This window comes from Betaproteobacteria bacterium, from assembly GCA_016720065.1.
Classification (GTDB): Bacteria; Pseudomonadota; Gammaproteobacteria; order Burkholderiales; family Rhodocyclaceae; genus SSSZ01.
In genome coordinates, this window is sequence record JADJXY010000002.1 from 710,591 (window position 1) to 737,197 (window position 26,607).

The window sequence follows — 26,607 nt, forward strand, 5'->3', positions numbered from 1 at the left end:
GGTCAAACCAGGCGGCCTTATTGATCCAGTCCGAAGGTGCGGTGCAGGACGCGGACGGCGAGTTCCAGGTACTTTTCATCCAGGACGACGGAAATCTTGATCTCGGAGGTGGAGATCATCTGGATGTTGATGCCGTCATCGGCCAGAGCCTTGAACATCTGGCTGGCGACGCCTGGGTGGGAGCGCATGCCGACGCCGACGGCGGAGACCTTGCAGATCTTGTTGTCGCCGGTGACTTCGCGGGCGCTCAGCTTTTGCTTGACGCCTTCCAGGATGCCCATGGCCTTCTGGTATTCGCTGCGATTCACCGTGAAGGAGAGGTCGGTGGAGCCGTCGTGACCGACGTTCTGGATGATCATGTCCACGTCGATGTTGGCGTCGGCGATGGCGCCCAGCACCTGGTAGGCGATGCCGGGCTTGTCCGGGACGCCCAGGATGGTGAGCTTGGCTTCGTCGCGGTTGAAGGCGATACCGGAGATGATCGGTTGTTCCATTTGCTTGTCTTCCTCAACAGTGATCAGCGTGCCTTCCCCTTCGTCCTGGAAGCTGGACAGCACGCGCAGTTTGACCTTGTACTTGCCGGCGAACTCGACGGAGCGGATCTGCAGCACCTTTGACCCGAGGCTGGCCATTTCCAGCATTTCCTCGAACGTGATGGTGTCGAGTTTCTTCGCTTCCGGCACGACGCGGGGGTCGGTGGTGTAGACGCCATCGACATCGGTGTAGATCTGGCATTCGTCGGCCGTCAGTGCCGCGGCGAGGGCCACGCCGGAGGTGTCTGAACCGCCGCGGCCGAGGGTGGTGATGTTGCCGTTCTCATCGACACCCTGGAAGCCGGCGACAACGACGACCTTGCCGGCGTCGAGGTCCGCGCGCATGTTGGCTTCGTCGATGGAAAGGATGCGGGCCTTGGTGAAGGTGCTGTCGGTCAGCACCTTGACCTGGCCGCCGGTGTAGCTTCGGGCCGGGACGCCGATGTCCTTCAGGGCCATGGCCAGGAGGCCTATGGTGACCTGCTCGCCGGTGGAGCAGACCTGGTCCAGCTCGCGGGGGTCGGGATGGGTCTGGATTTCCTTGGCCAGGGCAATGAGGCGGTTGGTCTCGCCGCTCATGGCGGAAACCACGACCACCACCTGGTGCCCCTGGGCCTGGAACTTGGCAACACGCTGGGCGACGTTCTTGATGCGCTCGGGGTTGCCCACCGAGGTGCCGCCGTACTTCTGAACAATCAACGCCATGGAAGTATCCGGTTAACGTGGAGGGGAAAAGCAAGAGGGGCGGATTTTACTCCACCCCCCGGGGGATGTGTCCAAAGGGAAAACCCGCTCAAATTTCCGCGAGAACGCGCAAATGGGCCCCCACGCTGCGGGCCAGCGAGGTCATGACGTAGCCGCCTTCCAGCATGGAAACGATGCGCTTTTCGGCGAAGCGCGCGGCGACTTTCATGAGTTCGCCGGTGCACCAGGCGTAGTCCCGTTCCAGGAGTTTCAGGCCGCCCATGTCGTCCTCGTAGTGGGCATCGAAACCGGCCGAGATGACGATGAGCTGGGGCTTGAATTCGTTCAGGCGGGGAATCCAGACCTGGGTGACGGCATCGCGGAATTCTTCGCCCCCGGCGCCGGCGGCGAGGGGCACGTTGCACATGTTGGCGGCCGGCTTGTCGGTGCCGCTGTAGGGGTAGAAGGGGTGCTGGAAGATGCTGCACATGAGGATGCGGTCGTCGCCGGAGACGCAGTCCTCGGTGCCATTGCCGTGGTGGACGTCGAAGTCGATGATGGCGACACGCTCCAGGCCGTGGGCCGCCAGCGCGTGGCGCGCCGCGATGCTGGTATTGGCGAAGAAACAGAAGCCCATGGCATTGGCCCGCTCGGCGTGGTGGCCCGGGGGACGCACGGCGCAGAAGGCGTTTTCGACTTCGCCCTTCATGACCAGATCCACCGCCATGACGCCGGACCCGGCGGCGCGCAGGGCGGCCTGCCAGGTGTGGGGGTTCATGGCCGTATCCGGGTCCAGGTGCACGATGCCCATTTCCGGCGCGGCGCGCTTCAGCCGTTCCAGGTGGGCGGCGGGGTGCACCCGCAGGAGTTGCTCGAAGGTGGCCAGCGGCGCGTCGTAATAACTGAAGTAGGCGTCGATGCCCTGGGCGATGAGATGGTCGCTGATGGCGGTGAGGCGCTGGGGACACTCGGGATGATGGACGCCCATGTCGTGCAACTGGCAGTCCCGGTGGCTGATGATCGCGGTGGTGGTCACTGAACTCTCTCTGACGGGCGGCGTCCCTTTCGGCGCGCCGGATTGGCGTCATTATCGATCGATTTTCGCCGCGGCCACAACCGAAACGACACCCCGAATGGCAGGGCAGCAGGCCCCATCCCGGGTGAGTGTCCGGAAAGTCGCTTCCGGTGGGCGATTTGGGAATGAGCGGGCATATCGGCTATCATTCGGCTTTCCCGCAGCCTGTCTTTCCATGACCAAATACGTCTTCGTCACGGGCGGTGTCGTGTCCTCTCTGGGCAAAGGCATCGCCGCCGCGTCGCTGGGGGCCATACTGGAATCCCGCGGCATCAAGGTTACCCACCTCAAGCTCGACCCCTACATCAACGTCGACCCCGGCACGATGAGCCCCTTCCAGCACGGAGAGGTCTTCGTCACCGAGGATGGCGCCGAGACCGATTTGGACCTCGGCCATTACGAGCGCTTCACCAGCGCCAAGATGTCCAAGCGCAACAACTTCACCACCGGCCAGGTGTACGACTCGGTGCTGCGGAAGGAGCGGCGGGGCGAGTACCTGGGCAAGACGGTGCAGGTCATCCCCCACATCACCGACGAGATCAAGGGCAAGATCAAGGCCGGCGCCGCCGGGGCGGACGTCGCCATCGTCGAAGTCGGTGGCACGGTGGGCGACATCGAGTCCCTGCCGTTCCTCGAAGCCATCCGCCAGATGGGCATCGAGGAGGGCCGCAACAACGTCTGCTACATGCACCTGACGCTCCTGCCGTACATTCCCACGGCCGGCGAGCTGAAGACCAAGCCCACCCAACACTCCGTCAAGGAACTGCGCGAGATCGGCATCCAGCCGGACATCCTGCTCTGCCGTGCCGACCGCTCCATGCCCGCCGAGGAACGGCGCAAGATCGCGCTTTTCTGCAACGTCATGCCGGAAGCCGTCATCGAGTGCCTGGACGCCGATTCCATCTACAAGATCCCCGGCATGCTGCACGAGCAGATGATTGACGAGATCGTCTGCCACAAGCTGGGCATCCTGGCCAAGGCGGCCGATCTGTCGGTGTGGGAGAAGCTGATCTACGCCCAGGAACACCCGGAGCACAAGGTCGACATCGCCTTCGTCGGCAAGTACGTCGATCTGACCGAGTCCTACAAGTCGCTGATCGAGGCCATCAAGCACGCCGGCATCCAGACCCGCAGCGCCATCGAAATCCATTACATCGATTCCGAGAACATCGAGAAGGACGGCATCGGCGCCCTGCAGGCCATGGACGCCATCCTCGTCCCCGGCGGCTTCGGGCGGCGCGGCACGGAAGGCAAGATCGCCGCCATTCGCTACGCCCGCGAGAACAAGGTGCCTTACCTGGGCATCTGCCTCGGCATGCAGCTGGCCACCATCGAGTTCGCCCGCCACGTGGCCGGCCTGGAGGGGGCCAACAGCACCGAGTTCGATTCAGACACGCCGCACCCGGTGGTGGCGCTCATCACCGAGTGGCTGGACCGCGAAGGCAAGGTCGAGAAGCGCGACGCCGGTTCCGACCTGGGCGGCACCATGCGCCTGGGTGCCCAGGCCTGCCCGATCAAGGCTGGCACTCTGGCCGAGCAGATCTACGGCAAGAAGGTCACCGAGCGCCACCGTCACCGCTACGAAGTGAACAACATCTACGTGCCCAGGCTGGAAGCCGCCGGCATGGTCATCTCCGCCCGCACGCCCACCGAGGACCTGCCGGAGATGATGGAACTGCCGCAAGCCCTGCACCCCTGGTTCGTGGGCGTCCAGTACCACCCGGAATTCACCTCCAACCCCCGGACCGGGCACCCGCTGTTCACGGCCTACGTGAAGGCTGCGCTGGCTAGGAAGCAGGCGAACTGAGGTGCCGACGATCAGCGCTATTACGGCATTCTCATCCAGAGTTCTGGAACGAGCCTGCGCCTCTCCATTTCCATGCGGTTTATGGGGGGTTTGAAGCATTGATCGATATTCGGGCTTGGGACGTGCTTGAGGATAAGCTTCCCCGCCGGGCCTTGATGCTGGTGCTCGACCGGGCCGAGATGCATCAGGCCGAATTGCTCGAAGACGTGGATCTCAGCGAGCAACTGCGGCAGCCTGGAAAAATCAAACCCTTGGAATGAATATGGCCCCCTGGAGACTCGTCGAACTGAAGGCTCTGCCCAATTTCCGGCTGGACGTGAAATTTGCGGACGGGACGGCCGGTGTCGTCGATATGGCGGATTTTCTCGCCGGGGACCTGATGGGTACCGTCTTTGCGCCATTGAAGGATGCCGGCTTTTTCGCCCGGGCCGAGCTGGAAATGGGCGTTCCAACCTGGCCGGGAGAAATCGACCTGGCTCCCGATACGCTCCACCGTGAAATCAAGGCCTGCGGCAGCTATCGCATGCCCGCATGGTCAAGGAAATTGGCATGAAACTCTGTGGCTTTGAAGCCGGACTCGACCAGCCCCTGTTCCTCATCGGCGGTCCGTGCACGGCCGAGTCCCTGCAACTGTGTCTGGATGTCGCCGGCTCCATGAAGGAAGTCTGTAGCCGCCTGGGGGTGCCCTATATTTTCAAGGCTTCCTACGACAAGGCCAATCGCAGTTCCGGTACCTCCGTGCGTGGCCTGGGGCTGGACGAGGGGCTGCGTATTTTTGCCGAGGTGCAGCGCCAGATCGGCGTGCCGGTGCTGACCGACGTGCACGAAATCGATCAGATCGCCGAGGTGGCGGCGGTGGTCGACGTTCTGCAAACCCCGGCCTTCCTCTGCCGCCAGACCGATTTCATCCACGCCGTGGCCTCCTGCGGCAAGCCGGTCAATATCAAGAAGGGGCAGTTCCTGGCGCCGGGGGACATGAAGAACGTGGTCGCCAAGGCCCGGGAGGTCAACGGCGGCGCCGACAATCTCATGGTTTGCGAGCGCGGCGCCTCCTTCGGCTACAACAACCTGGTTTCCGACATGCGCAGCCTGGCCATCATGCGCGAGACGGGGTGCCCGGTGGTTTTCGACGCCACCCACTCGGTGCAGTTGCCCGGTGGCCAAGGCACCACCTCCGGCGGACAGCGGGAATTCGTCCCCGTGCTGGCCCGGGCGGCGGTGGCGGTGGGGATTTCCGGCCTCTTCATGGAAACCCACCCCTGTCCGGAAAAGGCCTGGTCCGACGGCCCCAACAGTTGGCCCCTGGAGCGCATGGAAAGTCTGCTCACAACCCTGGTGGCTCTGGACCGCGCGGTCAAGGCGGCCGGGTTCGAGGAAAATCGCTGATGGCATCCATGATGTTCATCATTTACTTTAATTTATATCTCTAAGTTATTGAAAAGGAAGAGACATGAGTTCTATCGTTGATGTTGTGGCCCGCGAAATTCTGGATTCCCGCGGTAACCCTACGGTCGAAGCGGACGTGCTGCTGGAAAGCGGCGTCATGGGCCGTGCCGCCGTGCCGTCGGGCGCCTCCACCGGCTCTCGCGAGGCCATCGAGCTGCGTGACGGTGACGCCAGCCGCTACCTGGGCAAGGGCGTCCTGCAGGCCGTGGAAAATATCAACACCGAGATTTCCGAAGCCATCATCGGGCTGGACGCCCAGGAGCAGGCCTTCATCGACCAGACCATGATCGACCTGGACGGCACCGACAACAAGTCGCGCCTGGGTGCCAATGCCATCCTGGCCGTCTCCATGGCCGTGGCCAAGGCCGCCGCCGAGGAATCCGGCCTGCCGCTCTACCGCTACTTCGGCGGTTCCGGCCCCATGCAGATGCCGGTGCCCATGATGAACATCATCAACGGCGGCGCCCACGCCAACAACAGCCTGGACATCCAGGAATTCATGATCATGCCGGTCAGTCAGACCACCTTCCGCGACGCCCTGCGCTGCGGCGCCGAGATTTTCCACGCCCTCAAGAAGCTGCTGGACAAGAAGGGCCTGCCCACCTCGGTCGGCGATGAAGGCGGTTTCGCCCCCAACCTGGGCAGCCACGCCGAGGCCCTGCAGGTCATCACCCAGGCCATCGAGGTCGCCGGCTACGTGCCCGGCCAGGACGTGCTGCTGGCCCTCGACTGTGCCGCCTCCGAGTTCCACAAGGATGGCAAGTACCACCTGGAAGGCGAGGGCCTGCAACTGACTTCCGCCCAGTTCACCGACTACCTGGCCAACCTGGCCGACCAGTTCCCCATCGTCTCCATCGAAGACGGCATGGCCGAAGGCGACTGGGATGGCTGGAAGCTCCTCACCGAGCGCCTGGGCGACCGAGTGCAGATCGTCGGCGACGACCTCTTCGTCACCAACACCAAGATCCTGAAGGAAGGCATCCAGAAGGGCATCGCCAACTCCATCCTGATCAAGATCAACCAGATCGGCACCCTGTCCGAGACCTTCGCCGCCATCGAAATGGCCAAGCGCGCCGGCTACACCGCGGTGATCTCCCACCGTTCCGGCGAGACCGAGGATTCCACCATTGCCGACATCGCCGTCGGCTTGAACGCCGGCCAGATCAAGACCGGTTCCCTTTCCCGTTCCGACCGCATCGCCAAGTACAACCAGCTCATCCGCATCGAGGAAGATCTGGGCGACACCGCGTCCTACCCGGGCCGCGAGACCTTCTACAATCTGCGTTGAGGCGCGGATTGCGTTGAGGGATGAGGAGGGAGGGGTGAGGCGTTACGGCACCGTTCCGGGCACGAGTCCGAGGGGCGCTTTCCCCCTTACCCTTCACCGCTCGGCCTTCACCATCCCATGCGTTGGCTGAGTCTGGGCCTGCTGGCCCTCATCGTCCTGCTGCAGTACCCGCTCTGGCTGGGGAAGGGGGGGTGGCTCAAGGTCTGGGAGGCCGAGGAGGAGTTGCGTCAGCAGAAGGAGGGCACCCGCAAGCTCGAAATCCGCAATGCGGGCCTCGACGCCGAAGTGCGTGACCTGAAGCAAGGCTATGACGCCATTGAAGAAAGAGCCCGCTTCGAACTGGGCATGATCCGGCAGGACGAAAACTTCGTCGCCATTCCTGAAAATCCGGCGCAAAAATAGTTTTCCGCAAGTTCGTTTCCGGCCGTAGTCAGCGGTCGGGAGCTTGGTTAGAATCCCCCGCAGGTAGGCCAATGCACAGGGCTATCAAGACCCAACAGAAACGAGCGCGCAAAAGGAGAACACAATGCAGCTCAAGGCCGGAGAACAGGCGCCGGGGTTTACCCTGCCCGATGCCGACATGGAGTCCGTTTCCCTGACGGACTATAGAGGCAAGCGGATCGTGCTGTTTTTTTACCCCAAGGATGGCACCCCGGGTTGTACGCTTGAAGCCACGGATTTTTCCGATCACGAACCCGACTTCGGCGAGCGCAATTGCGTGCTCTTCGGCATCAGCCGGGACGATTGCCTGAAACACGCCGAATTCCGTGACAAGGAGGGCATAGGGGTATCGCTGCTGGCTGATACGGAAGGCGAAGTCTGCACGCTGTACGGTGTTCTACAGGCCAAGGAGGTGGATGGCCAGGTTCGCCACTGCATCGCCCGTTCGACCTTCATCATCGATGGCGACGGCACCATCCGCCACGCCCTCTACAACGTCAATTTCAAGGGGCACGCCCTGGAAGTGCTCCGTCTCGTCAAGGAACTCGATTCATGAATGCCCTGGTCGCCCGCAATACCGTCGTCACCCTCGACTACCACGTTACCGACCCGGATGGTGCGGTGGTGGATGAGGGCAGGGAGCCCATCGTTTATCTCCACGGCGGCTACGACGACATTTTCCCCAAGATCGAAGAAGCCCTCCAGGGCAAGGGAATCGGTGAGTCCGTCCAGGTCAAACTGCAACCGGACGAGGCCTTCGGCGATTATGATGCCGACCTCGTCCAGGTGGAGCCCCGCAGCGATTTTCCCAAGGAGCTGCAAGTGGGCATGCAATTCGAAGGGGCGCCCGCCGGGTCCGACGACGAGGATTTCATCATCTACCGCGTGACCGAGATCGCCGACGGCAAGGTGGTGCTCGACGGCAACCACCCCCTGGCCGGCATGGCCCTGGTGTTTACCTGCACCGTGACCGCGGTCCGCGCGGCGAGCGAGGAAGAGGTCGGTCACGGGCATGTTCACGACCACGGGGAAGATTGCGAGCACGAGTGACTGAGTCGGCCCGGGGAGCCGCCCTCGGCCAGCCGCCTCAGCGCAGGCCGAGAAATCCCCCCAATGCCCAGCGCTGTGGGCTGGGCGACTCTTTCCAGGGCCGCGATTCGAAGCGAAATCCTCCAGCGGCGCCCGGGTCCACGGTGACCCGGACCCAACCCAGTTCCGGGTAGCCGTAGGTTTCCAGCCGGGTCAGCAGAGGCTTGCCTGCCGCGTTTTTCAAGGGCCGGTCGATGCGGTGGCGGTGCCCGTCGCCGTGGATCAGGAGGACGCTGCCTGCAAAGCCCGCGGTTTCCTCGCCCAGGGTACGCAGCAAGCCCGCGAACCCGCGCCGCGGAACGCCTCGGCTGAAGCTTCCCAGACCGGGGTCTGCCTGCATGAGGACGACGACGGCAGTCAAGCCATTCCGGCGGGCGAGGGCAAAGGACTGCCGCAGCCAGCGCCGGATCGCCTCCTCGCGGACCGAGAAATTCGCGGGCGGGAGCGGATGCACCCCGCGCTGATTGTCCCCCCGGCACGTTGAGGCTGACGAAGAGAACGTCCCCCTCGCGAAAGCGGCTGTGCTCAGGAAAATCAGGCACTTGCCGTTCCAGGCGACGCTTCGTTCTGCCCAGGCTGGAGTCGTCCTTCCAGAACAGGGTGCGCAGCTGGGCCAGGCGCTCTTCCGGAGCGTAGGCTCCGGCGGAAATGCGGGCGCAATCGGTCCATTCGTTGTCGCCGGGGGCCAGTACGAGGGGGATGGGGGAAGCCTGGAAGAGCGCCAGGCGGTCCGCGTAGACTGCGTCGTCGCAAGGATCTCGGCCCCGCTTGATGTCGCCCGCGTGCAGGATGAAGCGGGCACCGGATGCGGCAGCGGCAGCCAGGAGGGCGGGGAGTTCGCGTACCTCGTACTCGGAATAGGGGGTGTCGCCGATGACGGCGAAGGACCAGGGGTTCAGCCCGGGCCGTGAGCGCCCCGGCGAGGAGCAGCACGGCCAGGCCGGCTTTCACGGCAGAAGGGCCTTGAGCGCGTAGAGGGCGTCCAGGGCTTCACGAGGGCTCATGCGGTCCGGATCGATGTTCCCCAGCCGCTCCAGCGCGGGATGCGGCGGCGGGGGCTCTGCCGCTTCGGGAACGACGCCGGCGAAGAGGTCGGGTTGCAGCGGATCGATGGCGGCGCGCTGCTCGAATTCGCGCAGCTGCCTTCGGGCAGTCCGCAAGACGGGGGCCGGGATGCCGGCCAGGGCCGCAACCTGGATGCCGTAGCTCTGGTTGGCCGGGCCTTCCTCGACCGCGTGCAAAAAGACGATGCGCTCGCTGTGCTCTACGGCGCCCAGGTGGACGTTGGCCAGCTCGGCGTATTCGTGGCAGAGCCGCGTCAGTTCGAAATAGTGGGTGGCAAAGAGGGTCAGGCTGCGATTCTTCTCGATCAGATGACGCAGGATGGCGAAGGCCAGGGCCATGCCGTCGAAGGTCGAGGTGCCGCGGCCGATTTCGTCCATGAGGACCAGGCTGTTGGGGGTCGCGTGGTGCAGGATGGCCGCCGCCTCGGTCATTTCGACCATGAAGGTCGAGCGACCGGAGGCCAGGTCGTCGGAAGCGCCGATGCGCGTGAAGACGCGGTCCAGGGGGCCCAGCACCGCGCTCCTGGCGGGGACGAAGCTACCCATGTGGGCCAGCAGGGCGATGATGGCCGCCTGGCGCATGTAGGTGCTCTTGCCCCCCATGTTGGGGCCGGTGATGAGAAGCAGGCGGCGTTCCGGCGCCAAGGCGAGGTCGTTGGCGATGAAGGGCTCGGTGCGGCCCGCCAGTTCTCCTTCGACCACCGGGTGACGCCCGGCTTCGATCCTGACGAGGCTTTCGGCGACGAAGCGGGGGCAGGACCAGTCGTACTTGAGGGCGACGTCGGCAAAGGTGGCCAGCAGGTCGAGATGGGCCACGGCGCGGGCGATGGTCAGAAAGCGGGGGACGATGGGTTGCAGCTGGCCGAGAATCCCGTCGTAGAGCAGCTTTTCCCGCGCCAGGGCGCGCTCCTGGGCCGACAGGGCCTTGTCTTCGAATGTTTTCAGCTCGGGGGTGATGTAGCGCTCGGCGTTCTTGAGGGTCTGGCGGCGGCGGTAGTCGTCCGGCACCTTGCCCGCGTTGGCGTGGGTGACCTCGATGTAGAAGCCGTGCACCTTGTTGTATTCGACCTTGAGGTTCGCGATCCCCGTCCTTTCTCGTTCCCGGGCCTCCAGATCGAGAAGGTAGCTGCCGCAGTTGTCGTTCAGGGAGCGCAGCTCGTCCAGTTCGGCGTCGAAACCCGTGGCGATGACCCCGCCGTCGCGGATCTGGGCTGCCGGATCGGGCAGCAGCGCGGCGAGCAGCAGGGACAGGGCCTCCTCGGGCGTGCCGAGGTCCATGGCTAGGGTGTCCAGCAGGGGGGCTGCCGCGTCGGCCACGGGCGCCGCCAGGGCCGGCAGGCGGGTCAGGGATTCGCGCAGGCCGGAAAGATCCCGGGGACGGGCGTTACCCAGGGCGATACGGCCCGCGATGCGCTCCACATCGGCAAAGCCGCGCAACTCCCGGCGCAGCTCGCCGGCCCGGCGGCCATAGTCCTCCAGAAGGACTGCCACCGCCTGATGGCGCGCCGTCGGGACGCTTCTGTCCCGCAGGGGATGGTGCAGGGTATGGCGCAGGAGGCGGGATCCCATGCCGCTGACGCAGCGGTCGAGAAGCGAGAAAAGCGTCGGCGCGGGCTGGCCGCGCAGGGTTTCGGTGAGTTCCAGATTGCGCCGGGTGGCGGAATCCAGGCCCAGGTAGTCGCCCTCGAGTTCCACGCTCAGGGCGCGCACATGGGGCAGGGCGCCGGCCTGGGTGGCCCGGGCGTAGTGCAGAAGGGCCCCCGCGGCGGCCACCGCCGGCCGCAGACCGTCGGCGCCGAAACCGGCCAGGGACGCCACCTGAAAATGGCTGCACAGCTCGCGGCGGGCCGAGTCGGCGTCAAAATGCCAATCCGCCTGCCGGGTCAGGGCAACGCCTTCCGGCAGCAGGCGAAGGTCCAGACTCTCGGGCAGCAGGATTTCCGCCGGACGGATGCGCTCCAGGCTGGCAGTGAGCTGGTCGGCAGGGACTTCGGTGAGCAGGAAGTCGCCACTGGCCAGGTTGAGGCGGGCAAGCCCCATGGTCTGGCGCTGCTGGGTGAGCGCCAGCAGCCAGTTGTCCCGCTTGTCGTCCAGCAGCGCTGCTTCGGTCAGGGTTCCCGGAGTGACGATGCGCGAGACGGCCCGCTCCACGGGGCCCTTGCTGGTCGCGGGATCGCCGATCTGCTCGCAGATCACCGCCGATTCACCCAGGCGGACCAGTTTGGCGAGATAGGGTTCCAGGGCGTGGAAGGGGACGCCCGCCATCTTGATCGGCTGCCCGGCGCTCTGGCCGCGGGTGGTGAGGGTGATGTCGAGGAGCCGCGCGGCCTTCTCCGCATCGTCAAAAAACAGTTCGTAGAAATCCCCCATGCGGTAGAACAACAAGGTTCCGGGATGCTGCGCCTTGAGCGCCAGGTATTGGCGCATCATCGGGGTGTGCTGGGCGAAGGCGCTGTCGGCGGCGTCGGGAGGCGAGGGGGGCATGGCGGCTGGGAAGGGTTCGGCGCGCCAGGGGGGCGGCGGCAGGGCGAGGGCGCTATTGTCTTCGATTGCCGCCTGCGGTGGAACCATCGGCAGGGCGATGAAGTCGAACCGGCGCGCCAAAATGCGGGAACGCCGTGAATTCACCTCTTGCCCCTTCCTTGTCCGGGCTGTTCGCCTTCGACAACACCTACGCCCGGGATCTGCAGGGGTTTTACGCACCCTGGCAGCCGACGGCGGTGCCTGCACCGCATCTGCTCATCCTCAACGAGGCCCTGGCGCAGGAACTGGGGCTGGATCCCGCCTGGTTCGGGACGCCGGAAGGCCTGGCCATTCTGGCGGGGAACACCGTTCCGGCCGGTGCGGCGCCCCTGGCTCAGGCCTATGCGGGGCATCAATTCGGCCATTTTTCGCCCCAGTTGGGGGACGGTCGCGCGCTGCTCCTGGGGAAGTCCTGGATCGCCATGGCCAGCGCCGGGACATCGCGCTGAAAGGCTCGGGCCGCACGCCCTTTTCGCGCCGTGGCGATGGCAAGTGCGCCCTTGGGCCGGCCCTGCGCGAATATCTGGTCGGGCAGGCCATGGCCGTCCTCGGTATTCCTACGACGCAGACGCTCGCCGTGGTGGCTACCGGCGAGACTGTCCGGCGGGACAGGCCCCCTGCCGGGGCGGTTCTGACCCGGGTGGCCGCCAGCCACCTGCGAATCGGCACCTTCGAATTCTTCGCGGCCCATCGCGGCCCCGAGGCGGTGCGGCAACTGGCGGACTACGCCATCGCCCGTCACTATCCCGCCATCCGGGGCGGGGAATCGCCTTACGTCGCCTTCCTCGAAGGCGTCGCCCGTCGGCAGGCCGATCTGGTGGCGCGCTGGCTGGGGGTCGGCTTCATCCATGGCGTGATGAATACGGACAATATGAGCATATCCGGTGAGACCATCGACTACGGTCCCTGCGCTTTTATGGAGGCCTACCATCCGGATACCGTCTTCAGTTCCATCGACAGCGAGGGGCGCTATGCCTATGGTCGGCAGGGTGGTATCGCCCGCTGGAACCTGACCCGGCTGGCGGAGGCCCTGCTCCCGCTTCTCGATGCCGACGAGGATCGCGCGGTGGAGGCCGCCAATCGCATCCTGGAGGCTTTTCCGGGGTGGCTGGAGGAGCGGTGGCTGGCCGTCTTCCGCGCCAAGCTCGGCCTCGACCCTGCCGGGGATGTCGACGACGACCGCCGGCTGGTGCGGGATTTCCTCGATCTTCTCAAGGGGGCACGCTGCGACTTCACCCTGGGTTTCCGGGCGCTCTGCGAGGAGGTTCGCGGCGGGTCGGGCGCCCTCGAGGCCCGGCTTGGCCCGGCCGTCGCAGTCCAGGCCTGGAAACTTGGCTGGCAACGGCGGCGGGGCGGGCAAGGGGGGGCGTCCCTGGCGGAGATGCAGCGGGCGAACCCCTGCTACATCCCGCGCAATCAGCAGGTCGAGGAAGTGCTGGAGGCTGCCGTGGAGCGCGGCGATCTGAAACCGTTCCGGCGCCTGGAGGGCGTTCTCGCGCAGCCCTGGGAGGAACGGTGTGGGGACACGATCTATGCACAGCCCGCGCCCCAGGCATTTAACTCCACCTACCAGACTTTTTGCGGAACCTGAAGGGGGCTGAAGCCGGCCCCCGTGCTCTGGCCGGGAAGGGCTATTGTGTCGCTGGCGACACAATAGCAGGGGCTTCCGCGGCCCCCCTTGCACGGCGGGACGGGTAAATGCAGTTATAATCGGCCGAAAGCAAAAAAGCCCGTGAAGTTCACGGGCTAAGTGCTTGAAAAACTTGGCTCCCCGACCTGGGCTCGAACCAGGGACCTACGGATTAACAGTCCGGCGCTCTACCGACTGAGCTATCGGGGAATCGAGGCGCGCATAGTAGTCGCTGGGACCACGCCAGTCAAGCAAACACGAGAAAAAAGCAGGGTTTATAGGGACACGATGGATCAGAACCTCATTTACGCCAAGACCCCCAGTGGCGACGAAGCCGTTCGCCAGAGTACGCGGGTGGTGCAGCGCAATTTGCGCATGGTGCTCGTCCAGGTCGACGGCAAACTGACCGTGGGCGAGTTGGCCACCAAGATCGGCAATCCGAAGATGGTAGAGCAGTCCCTGAGCGAGTTGGAGGAGGGGGGGTTCATCGCTCCGGTGCTGGAAGCGGCTTCGGTGTGGGAAGAAGCCAAGCGCAAGATCGCCGAGCGGGCGGCGCTTGCGCCTGCTTCGCAGTTTTCCACCTTCGGCCCGCGCGAAGGGGCTGGCCCGCAGTCGCAGCCCCAGGCCAGCGACAGTGGCTCGATTCCCAGTGTCTTTTCCACATTCGGGCGTTCGGCCGTGCCTTCCGAGACTTCGGACGAAGATGAAGAAGAGCGCAGCCTGATCGCCAAACTGTCCGGTGCCCTGACCATCAGCGAAAGCGCGGTCGAACCTGCTCGCCCCCTCTTCGCATCAAGCCGGGCATGGTGGTGGCAGGCATTGTGGGGCTGCTGGTGGCCGCTTTCCTGGCGCTGTTCCTGTTTCCCTACAACAGCTATCGGCAGGATGTCGAAGCGGCGCTGGCTCGGGCTTTCGTCGCGCCCGTCAAGGTCGACAACATCGGCTTCAGCCTGTCGCCGTCCCCCGGACTCGCCATCCAGGGGGTGAGCGTGGGATCCCAGGGGGAATCACGCATCGCGGAAATCCGCCTGTCCTCGCCCTTCGCCCTTTTCGGCAGCGGCCCCAAGACCTTGGCCGGGGTCGAGATGGTCGGGCTGCGTTTTTCCGCCGATCAACTCGCCGCCTTGGTCGCGGCTCCTTCGGGTGCCGCTTCCGGTCTGATCCTCACCCACGCGACCCTCAAGCATGCGGCGCTGGTGGTCGCCGGAGGCGGCCTGGAAGGTTTGGGCGGCGAGGTGCTGCAAGCAGGGGGGGCTCGAAAAACTGAGCCTGCGCAGCGAGGATCGCAGCCTGACCGTCGAGGGGCTTCCATCGGCGCTCGGGTTGGCCCTTTCCGTCGAGGCCCATGGATGGAAGCCTCTGCCGGAGAAGCCCTACGTCTTCGAGTCCCTGCAGGCCAAGGGTTTGCTCCGGAAGGGCAAGCTCGTTCTGCAGGATGTCGACACGGCCTTCCTCGGTGGCCTGATGCGGGGCAACGTACTGCTGGACTGGTCCAGCGGCCTGGCGGTGGCGGCGGACCTTGCCCTCCAGCGTCTCAATGCAGGCCGTGCGGCGGAGCTTTTCGGGCCTCCTCTCAAGATCGCCGGTGATCTGGGGGGCAATGCGAAACTGCGCGGGGTGGCTCAGGATTGGGCCGGCCTGGGAGGCGTTCTGGAAGGGACGATGGACATCGAACTGAGCCGGGGCGCCCTGCAGGGCCTCGATCTGGGCGAGGCCGCCCGGCGTGGCGCCGGGCGTTCGACGCGCAGCGGCCAGACCAAGTTCGATACGCTGAAGGGTTTCCTGCGTTTCGGTGGCGGTCAGGTCAGCGGCAGCGACTTCAAGCTGACGGCGGGACTGATGTCTGCCGAGGGGCAATTTACCGTGGGCGCTGGCGGCAAGGTCACGGGGGCTACGACCGTGGCGATCCAGAGTACCGTGTCGACGGTTCGCGTGCCGGTGCGGATATCGGGGGAACTGCCCGATCTGACGGCTGCTGCGGGGCGCTGAACGGCGCCCACCAGGGGGGAAGGCCGGGGGCGTACCCCCGGCCCGGGAGGGCATCAGCCCTCGATGACAGTGGCGATGGCCTTGGCGACGTAATCCACGTTCTTGCTGTTCAGTGCGGCCAGGCAGATGCGGCCGGTGGATACGGCGTAGATGCCGAACTCCTCCCGCATGCGGTCGACCTGGGGAGCCGTCAGCCCGGTATAGGAGAACATGCCGCGCTGCTTGACCACGAAGGAGAAGTCCTGTGCGACGCCCTGGGCCTTGATGGCGTCGACCAGGCCGGTACGCATGGCGCGGATGCGGTCACGCATGCCCGCCAGTTCGGCTTCCCACTGGGCGCGCAGCTCGGCGGACCCGAGCACGGCCGCCACCAGGGCGCCGCCATGGATGGGCGGGTTGGAGTAGTTGGTGCGAATGACGCGCTTCAACTGGGACATGACGCGGCCGGCTTCTTCCTTGCTGGCGGTGACGATGGACAGGGCACCCACCCGCTCGCCGTACAGGGAGAAATTCTTGGAAAAGGAGCTTGAAGCAAAGAACTGCAGGCCGGACGCGGAAAAGGCGCGGACGGCGACGGCGTCGGCGTCGATGCCGTCGGCGAAGCCCTGGTAGGCCATGTCGAGGAAAGGCACCAGGCCACGCTCTTTGCACAGGCCGACGACTTCCGCCCACTGGGTGTCGGACAGGTCGGCGCCGGTGGGGTTGTGGCAGCAGGCATGCAGCACGATGATGGAGCCGGCGGGCAGGCCATTCAGGCAGGCCTTCATGCCGGCGAAGTTAACGCCGCGGGTGGCGGCATCGTAGTAGGGGTAGTTTTCGACCGTGAAGCCGGCGGATTCGAACAGGGCGCGATGGTTTTCCCAGGAGGGGTCGCTGATATAGACCTTGGCGTCCGGGTTCAGGCGCTTCAGGTAGTCGGCGCCGATCTTGAGGGCGCCAGTGCCGCCCAGGGCCTGGGCGGTGACCACCTGGCCGTTGGCGACGAGGGGGGATTCCTTGCCCAGGAGCAGGTTCTGCACGGCCTGGTTGTAGGCCGGATTGCCTTCGATGCCCTGGTAGCCGCGGGGCAGGGCGGCCTTGACGCGGGCGTCTTCGGCAGCCTTGACGGCGGCGAGGAGGGGGATCTTGCCGTTGTCGTCGAAATAGACGCCGACGCCAAGGTTGACCTTGGTGCTGCGGGAATCGGCATTGAAGGCTTCGTTCAGGCCGAGGATGGGGTCACGCGGGGCCATCTCCACCGCGGCAAAGATCGACGAGGTCATAGAAACTCCATGGGATGTTATGCTGTAATTACCGATGGCCCGGGCGCTGCCGCTGGCCTTGAAACCGCGCGATTCTAGCATGAGCGACACCCCCCTCGACACGCCCGTCGTCACCTTTCCCGACAGTCCCTTCCGCCTGCACCAGCCCTTTCCGCCCGCCGGGGATCAGCCCCAGGCGATCGATCTTCTGGTCGATGGACTGGCGGATGGTCTGTCCTTCCAGACCCTGCTGGGGGTGACCGGCTCCGGCAAGACCTACACCATGGCCAACGTCATCGCCCGTACCGGGCGGCCGGCTTTGGTACTGGCGCCCAACAAGACCCTGGCGGCCCAGCTCTATTCCGAGTTTCGCGAGTTTTTTCCGGAAAACGCCGTCGAGTATTTCGTCTCCTACTACGACTACTACCAGCCCGAAGCCTACGTTCCCTCCCGCGACCTGTACATCGAGAAGGACAGCGCGGTAAACGACCACATCGAGCAGATGCGGCTTTCCGCCACCAAGAGCCTCATAGAGCGGCGGGACGTGGTGATCGTGGCCACGGTATCGTGCATCTACGGCATCGGCGACCGGGACGAGTACCACGACATGATTCTCACCATGCGGGTGGGGGACAAGCTGGACCAGCGGGCCATCGTCAAGCGTCTGACCGACATGCAGTACCAGCGCAACGACGTGGATTTCCACCGCGGCACTTTTCGTGTGCGGGGCGACATCATCGATGTCTTTCCCGCCGAGCACGCCGAGCATGCGCTGCGTATTTCGCTCTTCGACGACGAGATCGACGGCCTGCAATTTTTCGATCCCCTCACGGGCCAGTTGATGCAAAAGGCCCTGCGCTTTACCGTCTTTCCGGCTTCCCATTACGTGACGCCGCGGGCCACCGTGCTGCGTGCTATCGAGGCCATCAAGACGGAACTGCGCGAGCGCGTGGCTTTCTTCAATCAGCAGCAGAAGCTGGTCGAGGCCCAGCGCATCGAGCAGCGTACGCGCTTCGACCTGGAACTCCTCGATCAGATCGGCTTCTGCAAGGGTATCGAGAACTACTCCCGTCACCTGTCGGGCCGCCAGCCCGGTGAACCACCGCCGACGCTGATCGACTACCTGCCGGCCGACGCGCTGATGTTCATCGACGAATCCCACGTCTCCATCGGCCAGGTGGGGGGGATGTACAAGGGGGACAGGTCGCGCAAGGAGAACCTGGTGGATTATGGCTTTCGTCTGCCTTCAGCCCTGGACAATCGACCCTTGCGCTTCGAGGAGTTCGAGAGCCACCTGCGGCAGACGGTTTTCGTCTCCGCGACGCCGGCGGATTACGAAAAGGCGCATGCCGGGCAAGTCGTGGAGCAGGTGGTGCGACCTACGGGCCTCGTCGATCCGGATTTGATCGTGCGTCCTGCATCCACCCAGGTGGACGATCTGCTGGCCGAGATCCGCAAGCGGGTGGAGGTGGGTGAGCGGGTTCTGGTGACGACCCTGACCAAGCGCATGGCGGAAGATCTCACCGACTTCCTGGGCGACAACGGTGTGCGGGTGCGCTACCTGCATTCGGACATCGATACCGTCGAGCGGGTGGAAATCATTCGCGATCTGCGCCTGGGGGAATTCGACGTTCTGGTGGGCATCAATCTTTTGCGCGAGGGCCTGGATATCCCCGAAGTGTCGCTGGTCGCCATCCTGGATGCCGACAAGGAGGGCTTCCTGCGCTCCGAGCGCTCGCTGATCCAGACGGTGGGCCGGGCTGCGCGTCATATCCATGGCACAGCGATCCTCTACGCTGATAGGATTACGGAGTCGATGCGGCGGGCCATCGCCGAGACCCAGCGGCGCCGGGAAAGGCAGCTTGGCTTCAATGCGGCCCACGGTATCGTCCCCAGGGGCATTTCCAAGCGTATCAAGGACATCATCGACGGTGTCTATGACCCCGAGACAGCCCGCAGTGAACAGCGGGTCGCCGAGCAGCGGGCGGCCTACGAAACAATGGATGAGAAGGCTTTGGCCAAGGAAATCAAGCGCCTCGAGAAACAGATGCTCGAATACGCCAGAAATCTCGAATTCGAAGCGGCGGCTTCCGCCCGCGATGAGTTGTTCCGTATCAAGGAGCAGGTTTTCGGTGCCGCGCCCCACGACCGGGACGGAGAGGGTGTGGCGTGAAGCCCTTCCGTGTCCTGATGGTCTGCATGGGCAATATCTGTCGCTCACCCACGGCAGAAGGTGTTCTTAGAAAATTGGTAACAAACAATGGGTTGGGCGATGTTGTTGAAGTCGATTCTGCGGGTACGCACGGCTACCACGTCGGCGAAGCGCCGGATCAGAGAACCCAGCGCGCGGCAGCGGTGCGCGGCTACGACCTCTCCCAGCAGCGTGCCCGCAAGGTGGCGCCCCAGGATCTGGACTATTTCGATCTGATCCTGGCCATGGACAAGGCCAATCTCGACAACCTCAGGCGCATGGCTTCGGCCGGGCAGAAGGATCGTATCCGCTTGTTCATGGACTATTCGCGGGGCTTCGACGACGATGAGGTTCCCGATCCCTACTACGGCCTGGGCCATGGCTTCGACCTGGTCCTGGACATGGTGGAAGACGCTGCCCAGGGGCTGGTAGGTGATCTGAAGAAAAAGCTCGGCCGTAAATAACCGCCGGATCGGGCTGGTGGCAGTGGCAAAAGCCATGGGTGCCGCCTTTGTAGAATGGATGTGGCAACGAAAACGGGGCGCCGAAGCGCCCCGTCGTGCCGGTCCGGATGCGTTTATTTTTGTGTTTCCACCATGACCATGGGTTCGGCGTCGGTTGCCGCGTCGACGGACCGTTGCCGCCTTGGGCGACCGAGCTTCGCCGTTGGCACCTCCGGCACCCAGGTGCCCGCCGACACGGTCTGAACCATTTCAAGGCCGCTATCGGCCAGGATGGTGTCCAATTGGATCGGCTGCGTCGATGCCAGTGGGGCCGGGGCTACCGGCGCCAAGACTGCGGCGGGAGAAGCGGTATCCCCGTTGGCCGCTTCCGGCGCAACAAGCGGCTGCGTGACCGGCTGACCTTCTGCCATCACAGGTTCGGCTGATGCCACGGACTCCAGTGCCGGCGCCGAGGTGGCTTCAAGAACTGGTACGGCGGGAGTCAGATCCGGCTGAATCGCTGCTGCGATAAGCGGTTCGGCTTCCGTTGGCATCGCCGGCGGGATGGGCTCAGAGGAGTGGGCGACAGAGCTTTCGGCAGGGAAGGTGGGTTGGGCCATTGGCATTGCGTCGCTGCCGGTGCTTTCGGGCGAAGACAGGACGTCGCTCGCTGGTGAGGGATTGCTGTCGCCATTTCCTTCGCCCCGTCCGCGACCGCGGCCACCGCGGCGTCCGCGGCGACGGCCGCCAGCCTCTTCGCCCTGACTTCCCTCACCAACTTGGGGGGCTACGGCCGTCAAGGCGGCGTTCTCCTGTGCCGTTGGCGCCTGCTCGGTGCTCTCGGTGAGCGGGGTCGTCGTTGCAGGGCGCTCGCGGCGCTCCTTGCGCTCGTTGCGCGGGCGACGCTCCTGCCGCTCACCGGAGGCAGCGGCCACCTCGTCGCGGGGAGCGCGTTCGCCGCGTTCCCCACGCTCGGTTCGACCTTCCCGGGAAGGTCGCTCGCCGCGTTCTTCGTCGCGGCGTCCGCTGCCGCGCCCACCGCGCCGATTGTCACCGCGGCCCTCGCCGCGCTCGCGCCGCCCCTCACGGGGCTTGCGGGTTGCTTCGGGTTCGGAGGTGGCCGGAGCCGGCGAGGCAGCCACGGGCTCAGGACTGGCGCGGAACCAGGAGAACAAGCGGGACAAGATGCCCGCCGCAGGCTTGGCTTCCGGGGTCGGGGCCGCTACAGGTTCCGGTGATTTCTCCGGAACCACTGGGGCAGGCTGTTCGGGCGTAATGCCCTTGATTGCCGCTTCCTGGCGAGGTTTGCTCGCCTCGCGGTCGGCGGTACCCGGACGGCTGCCGTCCTCCGCGGGAACGTCGACCATGCGGTAGGAAGGTTCCTTGAGGTCTTCCTGGTTGAGGTCGTCGTGGCGCAAGCGGATCACGCTGTGGGCCGGCGTCTCCAGATGAACGTTGGGAATCAGGAGAATGGTGACCTTGTGGCGCAACTCGATGGCCTGAATGTCGGGGCGCTTTTCGTTGAGCAGGAAAGTTGCCACGTCCACGGGGACCTGGACGTGGACGGCAGCGGTGTTGTCCTTCATCGCCTCCTCTTCGAGGATGCGCAGAATGTGCAGGGCGGCAGACTCGGTGGAGCGGATATGACCGGTTCCGGTACAGCGTGGGCAGGGGATGTAGCTGGTTTCGGCCAGGGCCGGGCGCAGGCGCTGGCGGGACAGTTCCATTAGGCCGAAACGGCTGATCTTGCCCATCTGGACCCGCGCACGGTCGAAGCGCAGGGCATCCCGCAAGCGGTTTTCCACCTCGCGTTGATTGCGCTGGTTTTCCATGTCTATGAAATCGATGACGATCAGGCCGCCCAGGTCGCGCAGACGCAACTGACGGGCGAGTTCGTCGGCGGCTTCCTGATTGGTCTTCAGGGCCGTCTCTTCGATATCCGCCCCCTTGGTGGCGCGGCCGGAGTTGACGTCCACGGCCACCAGGGCCTCGGTATGGTCGATGACGATGGCGCCGCCGGAGGGCAAGTTGACCTGGCGGGCGAAGGCCGTCTCGATCTGGTGTTCGATCTGGAAGCGGGAGAAGAGGGGGACATCATCCCGATAGCGCTTCACCCGATTGACGTTGCCCGGCATGACCGTGCCCATGAAGGCTCGGGCTTGATCGAAAACTTCGTCGGTGTCGATGAGGATTTCACCGATGTCCGGCTGGAAGTAGTCGCGGATGGCGCGAATGACCAGACTGCCTTCGAGATAGATCAGGAACGCCCCGGACTGCTGCTGGGCGGCGCCCTCGATGGCCGTCCACAGTTGCAGGAGGTAATTCAGGTCCCACTGGAGTTCTTCGGCCTGGCGCCCGATGGCGGCGGTGCGGGCGATGAGGCTCATGCCCTGGGGAACCTGCAACTGGTCCATGACTTCCCGCAACTCGGTACGCTCGTCACCGTCGACCCGGCGGGAAACGCCGCCGCCCCGGGGGTTGTTCGGCATCAGGACCAGATAACGGCCGGCCAGGGAGACGTAGGTCGTGAGCGCAGCTCCCTTGTTGCCGCGTTCGTCCTTATCCACCTGGACGATGAGTTCCTGGCCTTCTTTAAGGGCCTCGTTGATCTTGGCGCGGCCCGGCTCGACGCCCGGCTGGAAGTACGCGCGGGAAATTTCCTTGAAGGGAAGGAATCCGTGCCGCTCGGCGCCGTAATCGACGAAACAAGCCTCGAGAGAAGGCTCGATGCGGGTGATGACACCCTTGTAAATGTTGCTTTTGCGTTGTTCCTTGGCGGCGGACTCAATGTCGAGGTCTATGAGTTTCTGACCATCGACAATGGCGACACGGAGTTCTTCCGCCTGTGTCGCATTGAAGAGCATGCGTTTCATCAGCTTGGGGCTCCAGCGCACGCAAACACGCGAGATGGAAGCGCCCGGGCAGGCAGCGATACGTTCAGTGGTCGGGTTGCGTCATGAGTCGATTCAGTGGCAACGAGGGTTGTACGGGTTTTCGCTGGTGTGTGGTTGCCGCGTATTTGTTATGACAAGGCGGCTCTTTTTGTCCTGCTACGGGGTGCTTCCGGGGTGCTTTACGTGGGCTAATCCATTAACATCGCTACTTTTGGTGAGCGAACTTAACCAGTCGATCCGCGTTGGCTTGGCCTGCGCAGGTCGCGCAGGTGAAAAACAGGTAACCTGCCGGGAGGCCCCAGAACGACGTGAAAGCGACGCTTGGAAGCCGAGGGTCTGACGGTGCTGTTCTTCTTGCAAACCGGGACACGAATCTTAATCAGTATATTGCAAAATGCCCGCAGCAGGGAACAATTCGGCCGTCAGCCATCTGCTCATCGGCGAAGAGGCGGAAGGCCAGCGCCTGGATAACTTCTTGATCGCCCGCTGCAAGGGTGTGCCCAAGAGTCATGTCTATCGCATCCTGCGCAGTGGCGAAGTGCGGGTGAACAGCCGCCGCACCGAGGCGGCCTACCGGCTGGTGTCCGGCGATGTCGTCCGGCTGCCGCCTCTTCGGCTCGCCCAGCGGAAAAGCTCGGAAATCGAGGATGCTGCCAAGGTTCGGGTCGAACTGCCGGTGATCTTTGAAGATGACGCCCTGCTTGCCGTCGACAAACCAGCCGGGGTTGCGGTCCATGGGGGCAGCGGCGTGAGCTTCGGGGTGATCGAGGCGTTGCGCCGCCAGCGTCCCGAGGCTCGTTTTCTCGAACTCGCCCATCGTTTGGACCGTGAAACCTCGGGAATTCTTCTGGTAGGGAAGAAACGCATCGCCCTCACGGCGCTGCACGATATGTTCCGCGAGCATGGCCAGGGGGCCGATAAGCGCTATTTGGCCCTGGTGCGTGGGCCTTGGATGAACCTTGCCCAGCATGCGCGTTTTCCGCTGCACAAGTACCTGACTGAACAAGGCGACCGGAGAGTGCGTGTGGAGCCAGAGGGTAAGTCGGCTCATACCGTATTTAGGCTGCTGGCGCGCTGGCGGGATTTCAGCCTTCTGGAGGCCCAGTTGAAGACGGGGCGCACCCACCAGATTCGCGTTCACCTCGCCCATCTTGGATTTCCCATCCTGGGCGACGAGAAATACGGCGATTTCGCGCTCAACAAGAGTTTGCCCAAGTCAGGGCTGCGCCGCATGGCCCTGCACGCCTGGCATATCGATTTTCGCCATCCTTTGACCGCCATACCCATGGCGTTGGTCGCGCCCCTGCCGGAATCGATAGCCACTTTTGTTGCGAGGCACTTGGCCCTCAAGGTCCCCGAGTTTGCCGTGCCGGAACTGGAACAAATTCTCGTCGGGGCGCTCTGAACGCCCATGAACCGGTACGACCTCATCGTATTTGACTGGGATGGCACGGTGCTGGATTCCGCTGGCGCCATCGTCATGGCCATCCAGGCGGCCTGCCGTGACCTCGATCTTCCGGTGCCAGACGAGGCTGCCGCCCGACATGTGATCGGTCTTGGCCTCGGTGAGGCTCTGCGTCAGGCCGTTCCCTCCCTGCCTCCCGAGCGTTATTCGGCGATGATGGAGCGCTATCGCTGCCACTACCTGTCGGCAGACCACGAACTTGATTTGTTCGAAGGTATTGCTGAATTGCTCGCCCGTCTTCGTTCGGCCGGGAAGGTCCTGGCGGTCGCGACGGGCAAGAGCCGTATCGGGCTGGATCGGGCGCTCCGGCATTCGGGCCTGGAAATTTACTTTGTCGCTTCGCGCTGTGCCGACGAGTGTTTCTCAAAACCTCATCCGCAGATGCTGGAGGAACTGATGGCCGAATTGGGGGTCCCCGCCGAGCGGACCCTGATGATCGGCGACACCAGCCATGATCTCCTGATGGCCCGTAACGCCGGTGTTGACGGACTGGCGGTGGCCTACGGAGCCCACACCGGCCAGTTCTTGCTGCAGCATGGGCCGGTGGCGTGTGTGGATACGGTGGCTGAGCTGAGTCTATGGTTGCAACAGAACGCCTGATCTGTTCCTCGGAGGCCGTGATCGATGGCGGGACAGGCCTGCGTTTCGCGGTCCGCATCGAGGGGCGCGAGGTGCCGGGCTTTGTGGTTCGTTTCCGCAAGCGGGTGTATGCCTATCGCAATGAGTGTGGCCATGTCCCCGCAGAACTGGACTGGCAACCTGGCGAGTTTTTCGACTTTTCCAAGCTATACTTGATCTGCTCCATCCATGGGGCTCTCTACGCCCCCGATACGGGGGAATGCCTGGGGGGCCGCTGCCAGGGAGCGGGCCTAAAGCCGCTCCAGGTCACAGAGCGGGACGGCGCCATCTATTTGCTCCAGGATAACCCCGATGGATAATTCCCCAGGAAACGATCACCCGCATTGGGAGCGGCAAACGCTCGAGAAATTGGCTTTCGCCGCCCTTGAAGAGCAGAAGACTCGTCGGCGTTGGGGTATTTTTTTCAAGACACTGGGGTTCATTTACCTTGTTGTCGCGCTGGTCGCCTTCGTTGACTGGGGCGAGGATGCTGCCCACCAGGAAAGGCATACGGCCCTCGTTCACCTCAACGGGGTCATCGAGCCCAAGGGAGAGGCCAGTGCCGAAAGGCTCATCGCGGCACTGCAGAGTGCCTTCGACGAAAAGAATGTCGCAGGCGTGGTCTTGCGCATCAACAGCCCAGGGGGAAGCCCGGTCCAGGCCGGCATGGTCAACGACGAGATTCGCCGCCTGAGGGCAAAGCATCCCGACAAGCCCTTGTACGCGGTTGTGGAGGATCTCTGCGCTTCCGGTGGCTATTACGTGGCTGCCGCGGCGGACAGCATCTATGTCGACAAGGCCAGCGTCGTCGGGTCGATCGGCGTCATCATGGAAGGCTTTGGCTTCACGAGCGTGATGGACAAGGTCGGTGTCGAGCGCCGCATGCTCACGGCAGGCGCCAACAAAGGATTCCTCGATCCTTTTTCGCCCCAGGATCCCGCGCACAAGGCCCATGCCCAGGGTCTTCTGGATGACATACACAAACAGTTCATCGAAGTGGTGCGTAGCGGGCGGGGCAAGCGCCTAAAGGAGACGCCCGACATGTTCTCCGGCTTGGTGTGGACGGGGGCTCAAAGCGTGGAGCTCGGGTTGGCGGACGATTTTGGCTCGGTCGAGTCGGTGGCCCGTGACGTCATCAAGGCCGAAAAACTTCTCGAATACACGGTCAAGGACAACATTGCCGAGCGCGTCGCAAAGCGTTTGGGGGCGGGAGCGGTTTCCGGGTTCTGGAACGGCCTGTTCACCGAGGCCGCGAGCCCGCGCTGGCGCTGAAGGGTGTAGATCGAGTTGTACGGCGTCGTTCGATGCGTGGCGTTTTCGTCATCGCCTGAGCGCTTTCTCGTAATGCGAATGAACTCCGGTCGCCGGGACCGCACGGCAGATGGGGTATCGCTTCAGGGCGCAATGCCCGGTCGGGCGGGGCGGGCGATTGCCGGTCGGGGTGGCCCAGTCGGCGCTCAGGCCAAGAGCAAAAAAACGGTCGGACGCCGCTCGAACTCCGGGGCGGGCAAGCGTTTCCATTCCGCGATGGGGCGGGAGCGGATCATTTCCCCGCTCAGTGTGAGGTCAGTGGCCACCGCCAGCCGGGTTGCAGGCTGGCAGGTTCTCAGAATCGCGTCGAACAGTGCGCGGTTGCGATAGGGTGTTTCGATGAATAGCTGGGTTTGGCGACGCCGTCGTGACTCCGCTTCCAATTCGCGCAATTCTCGGGTTCGTTCGACCTCCTTGGCGGCCAGATAGCCATGAAATGCAAAGCGTTGCCCTTCGAGGCCCGAGGCCATCAGAGCCAGGAGCAGCGAGGAAGGCCCGACCAGCGGGCGAACCACGAGCTCGCTGCGCTGTGCCGCGGCAACCAGTGCAGATCCGGGATCGGCGACGGCCGGGCAGCCCGCTTCCGAAACCAATCCAACGTCGTGTCCGGCAAGCAAGGGCGCGAGCAGGGCTTCCGCGTCCGCCTCGCGGGTGTGCTCGTTGAGTTCGGTGATGGAGATCTCCTGCAAGGGAACGGGAATGGCCGCCGCCTTCAGAAATGCCCGCGCCGATTTGGCGTTTTCTGCCACAAAGTGACGCAGGGAGCGAACGATGTCGAGGACGGGTGATGGAAGCACCGTCTCCGGTGCCGAGGTCCCCAGAGGGACGGGGATGAGATAGAGGATTCCGGGCATGATGGGCAGGTGCAGACAGTG

23 protein-coding genes, 1 tRNA gene and 2 pseudogenes are annotated in these 26,607 nt (G+C 64.2%); 17 read left to right on the plus strand and 9 right to left on the minus strand.

The window, feature by feature from the left end:
* Nucleotides 1-17: 17 nt before the first annotated feature.
* Together IPM73_06520 and IPM73_06525 are read right to left on the minus strand one after the other, a co-directional pair.
* Nucleotides 18-1,238, minus strand: a complete 1,221-nt coding sequence (locus tag IPM73_06520; protein ID MBK8917696.1) for an aspartate kinase — start codon at nucleotides 1,236-1,238, stop codon at nucleotides 18-20.
* An 88-nt stretch (nucleotides 1,239-1,326) separates the two neighbouring features.
* Nucleotides 1,327-2,253: a histone deacetylase family protein gene (locus IPM73_06525; GenBank protein MBK8917697.1), complete on the minus strand. Its 927-nt coding sequence runs from the start codon at nucleotides 2,251-2,253 to the stop codon at nucleotides 1,327-1,329.
* A gap of 214 nt (nucleotides 2,254-2,467) precedes the next feature.
* Between IPM73_06525 and IPM73_06530 the strand changes: the two genes are divergently transcribed.
* The 8 genes and pseudogenes from IPM73_06530 to IPM73_06565 all read left to right on the plus strand — a co-directional run bounded on the left by IPM73_06530 (nucleotide 2,468) and on the right by IPM73_06565 (nucleotide 8,324).
* The gene (locus tag IPM73_06530; protein MBK8917698.1) at nucleotides 2,468-4,099 is read left to right on the plus strand and encodes a CTP synthase; all 1,632 of its coding nucleotides are present in this window, start codon (nucleotides 2,468-2,470) and stop codon (nucleotides 4,097-4,099) included.
* Nucleotides 4,100-4,126: 27 nt separating this feature from the next.
* Nucleotides 4,127-4,359: pseudogene (locus IPM73_06535) on the plus strand (DUF4160 domain-containing protein).
* A complete protein-coding gene (locus IPM73_06540; GenBank protein MBK8917699.1) occupies nucleotides 4,356-4,652 on the plus strand; it encodes a DUF2442 domain-containing protein in 297 nt (98 codons plus the stop codon). Before IPM73_06535 ends, IPM73_06540 begins: the two are co-directional and overlap by 4 nt.
* On the plus strand, nucleotides 4,649-5,485 hold the full coding sequence (gene kdsA, locus IPM73_06545; protein MBK8917700.1) for a 3-deoxy-8-phosphooctulonate synthase: 837 nt from the start codon (nucleotides 4,649-4,651) through the stop codon (nucleotides 5,483-5,485). The genes IPM73_06540 and kdsA overlap by 4 nt, the downstream gene beginning before the upstream one ends.
* A 64-nt stretch (nucleotides 5,486-5,549) precedes the next feature.
* Nucleotides 5,550-6,833: a phosphopyruvate hydratase gene (gene eno / locus IPM73_06550; protein ID MBK8917701.1), complete on the plus strand. Its 1,284-nt coding sequence runs from the start codon at nucleotides 5,550-5,552 to the stop codon at nucleotides 6,831-6,833.
* A gap of 117 nt (nucleotides 6,834-6,950) precedes the next feature.
* A complete protein-coding gene (gene ftsB / locus IPM73_06555; GenBank protein ID MBK8917702.1) occupies nucleotides 6,951-7,235 on the plus strand; it encodes a cell division protein FtsB in 285 nt (94 codons plus the stop codon).
* A gap of 124 nt (nucleotides 7,236-7,359) precedes the next feature.
* Nucleotides 7,360-7,830 carry a peroxiredoxin gene (locus IPM73_06560; protein MBK8917703.1) on the plus strand — a complete coding sequence of 157 codons (471 nt, stop codon included), beginning with the start codon at nucleotides 7,360-7,362 and terminating at the stop codon, nucleotides 7,828-7,830.
* Nucleotides 7,827-8,324: a peptidylprolyl isomerase gene (locus tag IPM73_06565; protein MBK8917704.1), complete on the plus strand. Its 498-nt coding sequence runs from the start codon at nucleotides 7,827-7,829 to the stop codon at nucleotides 8,322-8,324. The genes IPM73_06560 and IPM73_06565 overlap by 4 nt, the downstream gene beginning before the upstream one ends.
* 37 nt (nucleotides 8,325-8,361) lie before the next feature.
* Here the strand turns inward: IPM73_06565 and IPM73_06570 are convergent, their stop codons facing one another.
* Together IPM73_06570 and mutS are read right to left on the minus strand one after the other, a co-directional pair.
* Nucleotides 8,362-8,817 carry a hypothetical protein gene (locus IPM73_06570; protein ID MBK8917705.1) on the minus strand — a complete coding sequence of 152 codons (456 nt, stop codon included), beginning with the start codon at nucleotides 8,815-8,817 and terminating at the stop codon, nucleotides 8,362-8,364.
* A gap of 493 nt (nucleotides 8,818-9,310) precedes the next feature.
* The gene (gene mutS / locus IPM73_06575) at nucleotides 9,311-11,857 is read right to left on the minus strand and encodes a DNA mismatch repair protein MutS (protein MBK8917706.1); all 2,547 of its coding nucleotides are present in this window, start codon (nucleotides 11,855-11,857) and stop codon (nucleotides 9,311-9,313) included.
* A gap of 221 nt (nucleotides 11,858-12,078) precedes the next feature.
* Between mutS and IPM73_06580 the strand changes: the two are divergent.
* A pseudogene (locus IPM73_06580) lies at nucleotides 12,079-13,541 on the plus strand (YdiU family protein).
* Nucleotides 13,542-13,714: 173 nt separating this feature from the next.
* On the opposite strand, the gene IPM73_06585 reads toward IPM73_06580, so the two are convergent.
* Nucleotides 13,715-13,790 (minus strand) — tRNA-Asn (locus IPM73_06585).
* 78 nt (nucleotides 13,791-13,868) lie between these two features.
* Between IPM73_06585 and IPM73_06590 the strand changes: the two genes are divergently transcribed.
* Nucleotides 13,869-14,567 (plus strand): hypothetical protein, encoded by a 699-nt coding sequence (locus IPM73_06590; GenBank protein MBK8917707.1) that lies wholly within the window; start codon nucleotides 13,869-13,871, stop codon nucleotides 14,565-14,567.
* Nucleotides 14,568-14,587: 20 nt separating this feature from the next.
* Here IPM73_06590 and IPM73_06595 read toward each other — a convergent pair whose 3' ends face one another.
* Nucleotides 14,588-14,767, minus strand: coding sequence for a hypothetical protein (locus IPM73_06595; protein ID MBK8917708.1), 180 nt, complete (start codon nucleotides 14,765-14,767; stop codon nucleotides 14,588-14,590).
* Between IPM73_06595 and IPM73_06600 the strand changes: the two genes are divergently transcribed.
* Nucleotides 14,766-15,569 carry an AsmA family protein gene (locus IPM73_06600; protein MBK8917709.1) on the plus strand — a complete coding sequence of 268 codons (804 nt, stop codon included), beginning with the start codon at nucleotides 14,766-14,768 and terminating at the stop codon, nucleotides 15,567-15,569. The two genes, IPM73_06595 and IPM73_06600, sit on opposite strands and share 2 nt — an antisense overlap.
* Nucleotides 15,570-15,622: 53 nt before the next feature.
* On the opposite strand, the gene IPM73_06605 is transcribed toward IPM73_06600, so the two are convergent.
* Nucleotides 15,623-16,831, minus strand: a complete 1,209-nt coding sequence (locus IPM73_06605; GenBank protein MBK8917710.1) for an aspartate/tyrosine/aromatic aminotransferase — start codon at nucleotides 16,829-16,831, stop codon at nucleotides 15,623-15,625.
* 79 nt (nucleotides 16,832-16,910) lie between these two features.
* On the opposite strand from IPM73_06605, the gene uvrB reads away from it, so the two are divergent.
* Complete coding sequence (gene uvrB / locus IPM73_06610; protein ID MBK8917711.1) at nucleotides 16,911-18,983, plus strand: excinuclease ABC subunit UvrB; 2,073 nt, start codon at nucleotides 16,911-16,913, stop codon at nucleotides 18,981-18,983.
* Nucleotides 18,984-19,000: 17 nt separating this feature from the next.
* A complete protein-coding gene (locus IPM73_06615; protein ID MBK8917712.1) occupies nucleotides 19,001-19,465 on the plus strand; it encodes a low molecular weight phosphotyrosine protein phosphatase in 465 nt (154 codons plus the stop codon).
* 113 nt (nucleotides 19,466-19,578) lie between these two features.
* Here the strand turns inward: IPM73_06615 and IPM73_06620 are convergent, their stop codons facing one another.
* Nucleotides 19,579-22,317, minus strand: a complete 2,739-nt coding sequence (locus IPM73_06620) for an Rne/Rng family ribonuclease (protein MBK8917713.1) — start codon at nucleotides 22,315-22,317, stop codon at nucleotides 19,579-19,581.
* Nucleotides 22,318-22,732: 415 nt separating this feature from the next.
* Between IPM73_06620 and IPM73_06625 the strand changes: the two genes are divergently transcribed.
* Genes IPM73_06625 through IPM73_06640 form a run of 4 tightly spaced genes read left to right on the plus strand, consistent with a single transcriptional unit; the run spans nucleotide 22,733 to nucleotide 25,693 of the window.
* A complete protein-coding gene (locus tag IPM73_06625; protein MBK8917714.1) occupies nucleotides 22,733-23,743 on the plus strand; it encodes an RluA family pseudouridine synthase in 1,011 nt (336 codons plus the stop codon).
* Nucleotides 23,744-23,749: 6 nt separating this feature from the next.
* The gene (locus IPM73_06630) at nucleotides 23,750-24,403 is read left to right on the plus strand and encodes an HAD-IA family hydrolase (GenBank protein MBK8917715.1); all 654 of its coding nucleotides are present in this window, start codon (nucleotides 23,750-23,752) and stop codon (nucleotides 24,401-24,403) included.
* Nucleotides 24,382-24,741, plus strand: coding sequence for a Rieske 2Fe-2S domain-containing protein (locus IPM73_06635; GenBank protein ID MBK8917716.1), 360 nt, complete (start codon nucleotides 24,382-24,384; stop codon nucleotides 24,739-24,741). The genes IPM73_06630 and IPM73_06635 overlap by 22 nt, the downstream gene beginning before the upstream one ends.
* On the plus strand, nucleotides 24,734-25,693 hold the full coding sequence (locus IPM73_06640) for a S49 family peptidase (protein ID MBK8917717.1): 960 nt from the start codon (nucleotides 24,734-24,736) through the stop codon (nucleotides 25,691-25,693). Before IPM73_06635 ends, IPM73_06640 begins: the two co-directional genes overlap by 8 nt.
* Before the next feature lie 185 nt (nucleotides 25,694-25,878).
* Here the strand turns inward: IPM73_06640 and IPM73_06645 are convergent, their stop codons facing one another.
* Nucleotides 25,879-26,586 carry an SAM-dependent methyltransferase gene (locus IPM73_06645; protein ID MBK8917718.1) on the minus strand — a complete coding sequence of 236 codons (708 nt, stop codon included), beginning with the start codon at nucleotides 26,584-26,586 and terminating at the stop codon, nucleotides 25,879-25,881.
* Nucleotides 26,587-26,607 lie beyond the last annotated feature (21 nt).

Coding starts and splice junctions, on each gene's coding strand:
- IPM73_06625 (MBK8917714.1), top strand. CDS start 22,733: ATGCCCGCAGCAGGGAACAATTCGGCCGTCAGCCATCTGCTCATCGGC.
- IPM73_06600 (MBK8917709.1), top strand. CDS start 14,766: ATGCGGCGCTGGTGGTCGCCGGAGGCGGCCTGGAAGGTTTGGGCGGCG.
- IPM73_06640 (MBK8917717.1), top strand. CDS start 24,734: ATGGATAATTCCCCAGGAAACGATCACCCGCATTGGGAGCGGCAAACG.
- kdsA (MBK8917700.1), top strand. CDS start 4,649: ATGAAACTCTGTGGCTTTGAAGCCGGACTCGACCAGCCCCTGTTCCTC.
- IPM73_06530 (MBK8917698.1), top strand. CDS start 2,468: ATGACCAAATACGTCTTCGTCACGGGCGGTGTCGTGTCCTCTCTGGGC.
- eno (MBK8917701.1), top strand. CDS start 5,550: ATGAGTTCTATCGTTGATGTTGTGGCCCGCGAAATTCTGGATTCCCGC.
- IPM73_06560 (MBK8917703.1), top strand. CDS start 7,360: ATGCAGCTCAAGGCCGGAGAACAGGCGCCGGGGTTTACCCTGCCCGAT.
- IPM73_06590 (MBK8917707.1), top strand. CDS start 13,869: ATGGATCAGAACCTCATTTACGCCAAGACCCCCAGTGGCGACGAAGCC.
- IPM73_06615 (MBK8917712.1), top strand. CDS start 19,001: ATGGTCTGCATGGGCAATATCTGTCGCTCACCCACGGCAGAAGGTGTT.
- uvrB (MBK8917711.1), top strand. CDS start 16,911: ATGAGCGACACCCCCCTCGACACGCCCGTCGTCACCTTTCCCGACAGT.
- IPM73_06595 (MBK8917708.1), bottom strand. CDS start 14,767: ATGCTTGAGGGTCGCGTGGGTGAGGATCAGACCGGAAGCGGCACCCGA.
- mutS (MBK8917706.1), bottom strand. CDS start 11,857: ATGATGCGCCAATACCTGGCGCTCAAGGCGCAGCATCCCGGAACCTTG.
- IPM73_06620 (MBK8917713.1), bottom strand. CDS start 22,317: ATGAAACGCATGCTCTTCAATGCGACACAGGCGGAAGAACTCCGTGTC.
- IPM73_06605 (MBK8917710.1), bottom strand. CDS start 16,831: ATGACCTCGTCGATCTTTGCCGCGGTGGAGATGGCCCCGCGTGACCCC.
- IPM73_06565 (MBK8917704.1), top strand. CDS start 7,827: ATGAATGCCCTGGTCGCCCGCAATACCGTCGTCACCCTCGACTACCAC.
- IPM73_06635 (MBK8917716.1), top strand. CDS start 24,382: ATGGTTGCAACAGAACGCCTGATCTGTTCCTCGGAGGCCGTGATCGAT.
- ftsB (MBK8917702.1), top strand. CDS start 6,951: ATGCGTTGGCTGAGTCTGGGCCTGCTGGCCCTCATCGTCCTGCTGCAG.
- IPM73_06645 (MBK8917718.1), bottom strand. CDS start 26,586: ATGCCCGGAATCCTCTATCTCATCCCCGTCCCTCTGGGGACCTCGGCA.
- IPM73_06520 (MBK8917696.1), bottom strand. CDS start 1,238: ATGGCGTTGATTGTTCAGAAGTACGGCGGCACCTCGGTGGGCAACCCC.
- IPM73_06540 (MBK8917699.1), top strand. CDS start 4,356: ATGAATATGGCCCCCTGGAGACTCGTCGAACTGAAGGCTCTGCCCAAT.
- IPM73_06630 (MBK8917715.1), top strand. CDS start 23,750: ATGAACCGGTACGACCTCATCGTATTTGACTGGGATGGCACGGTGCTG.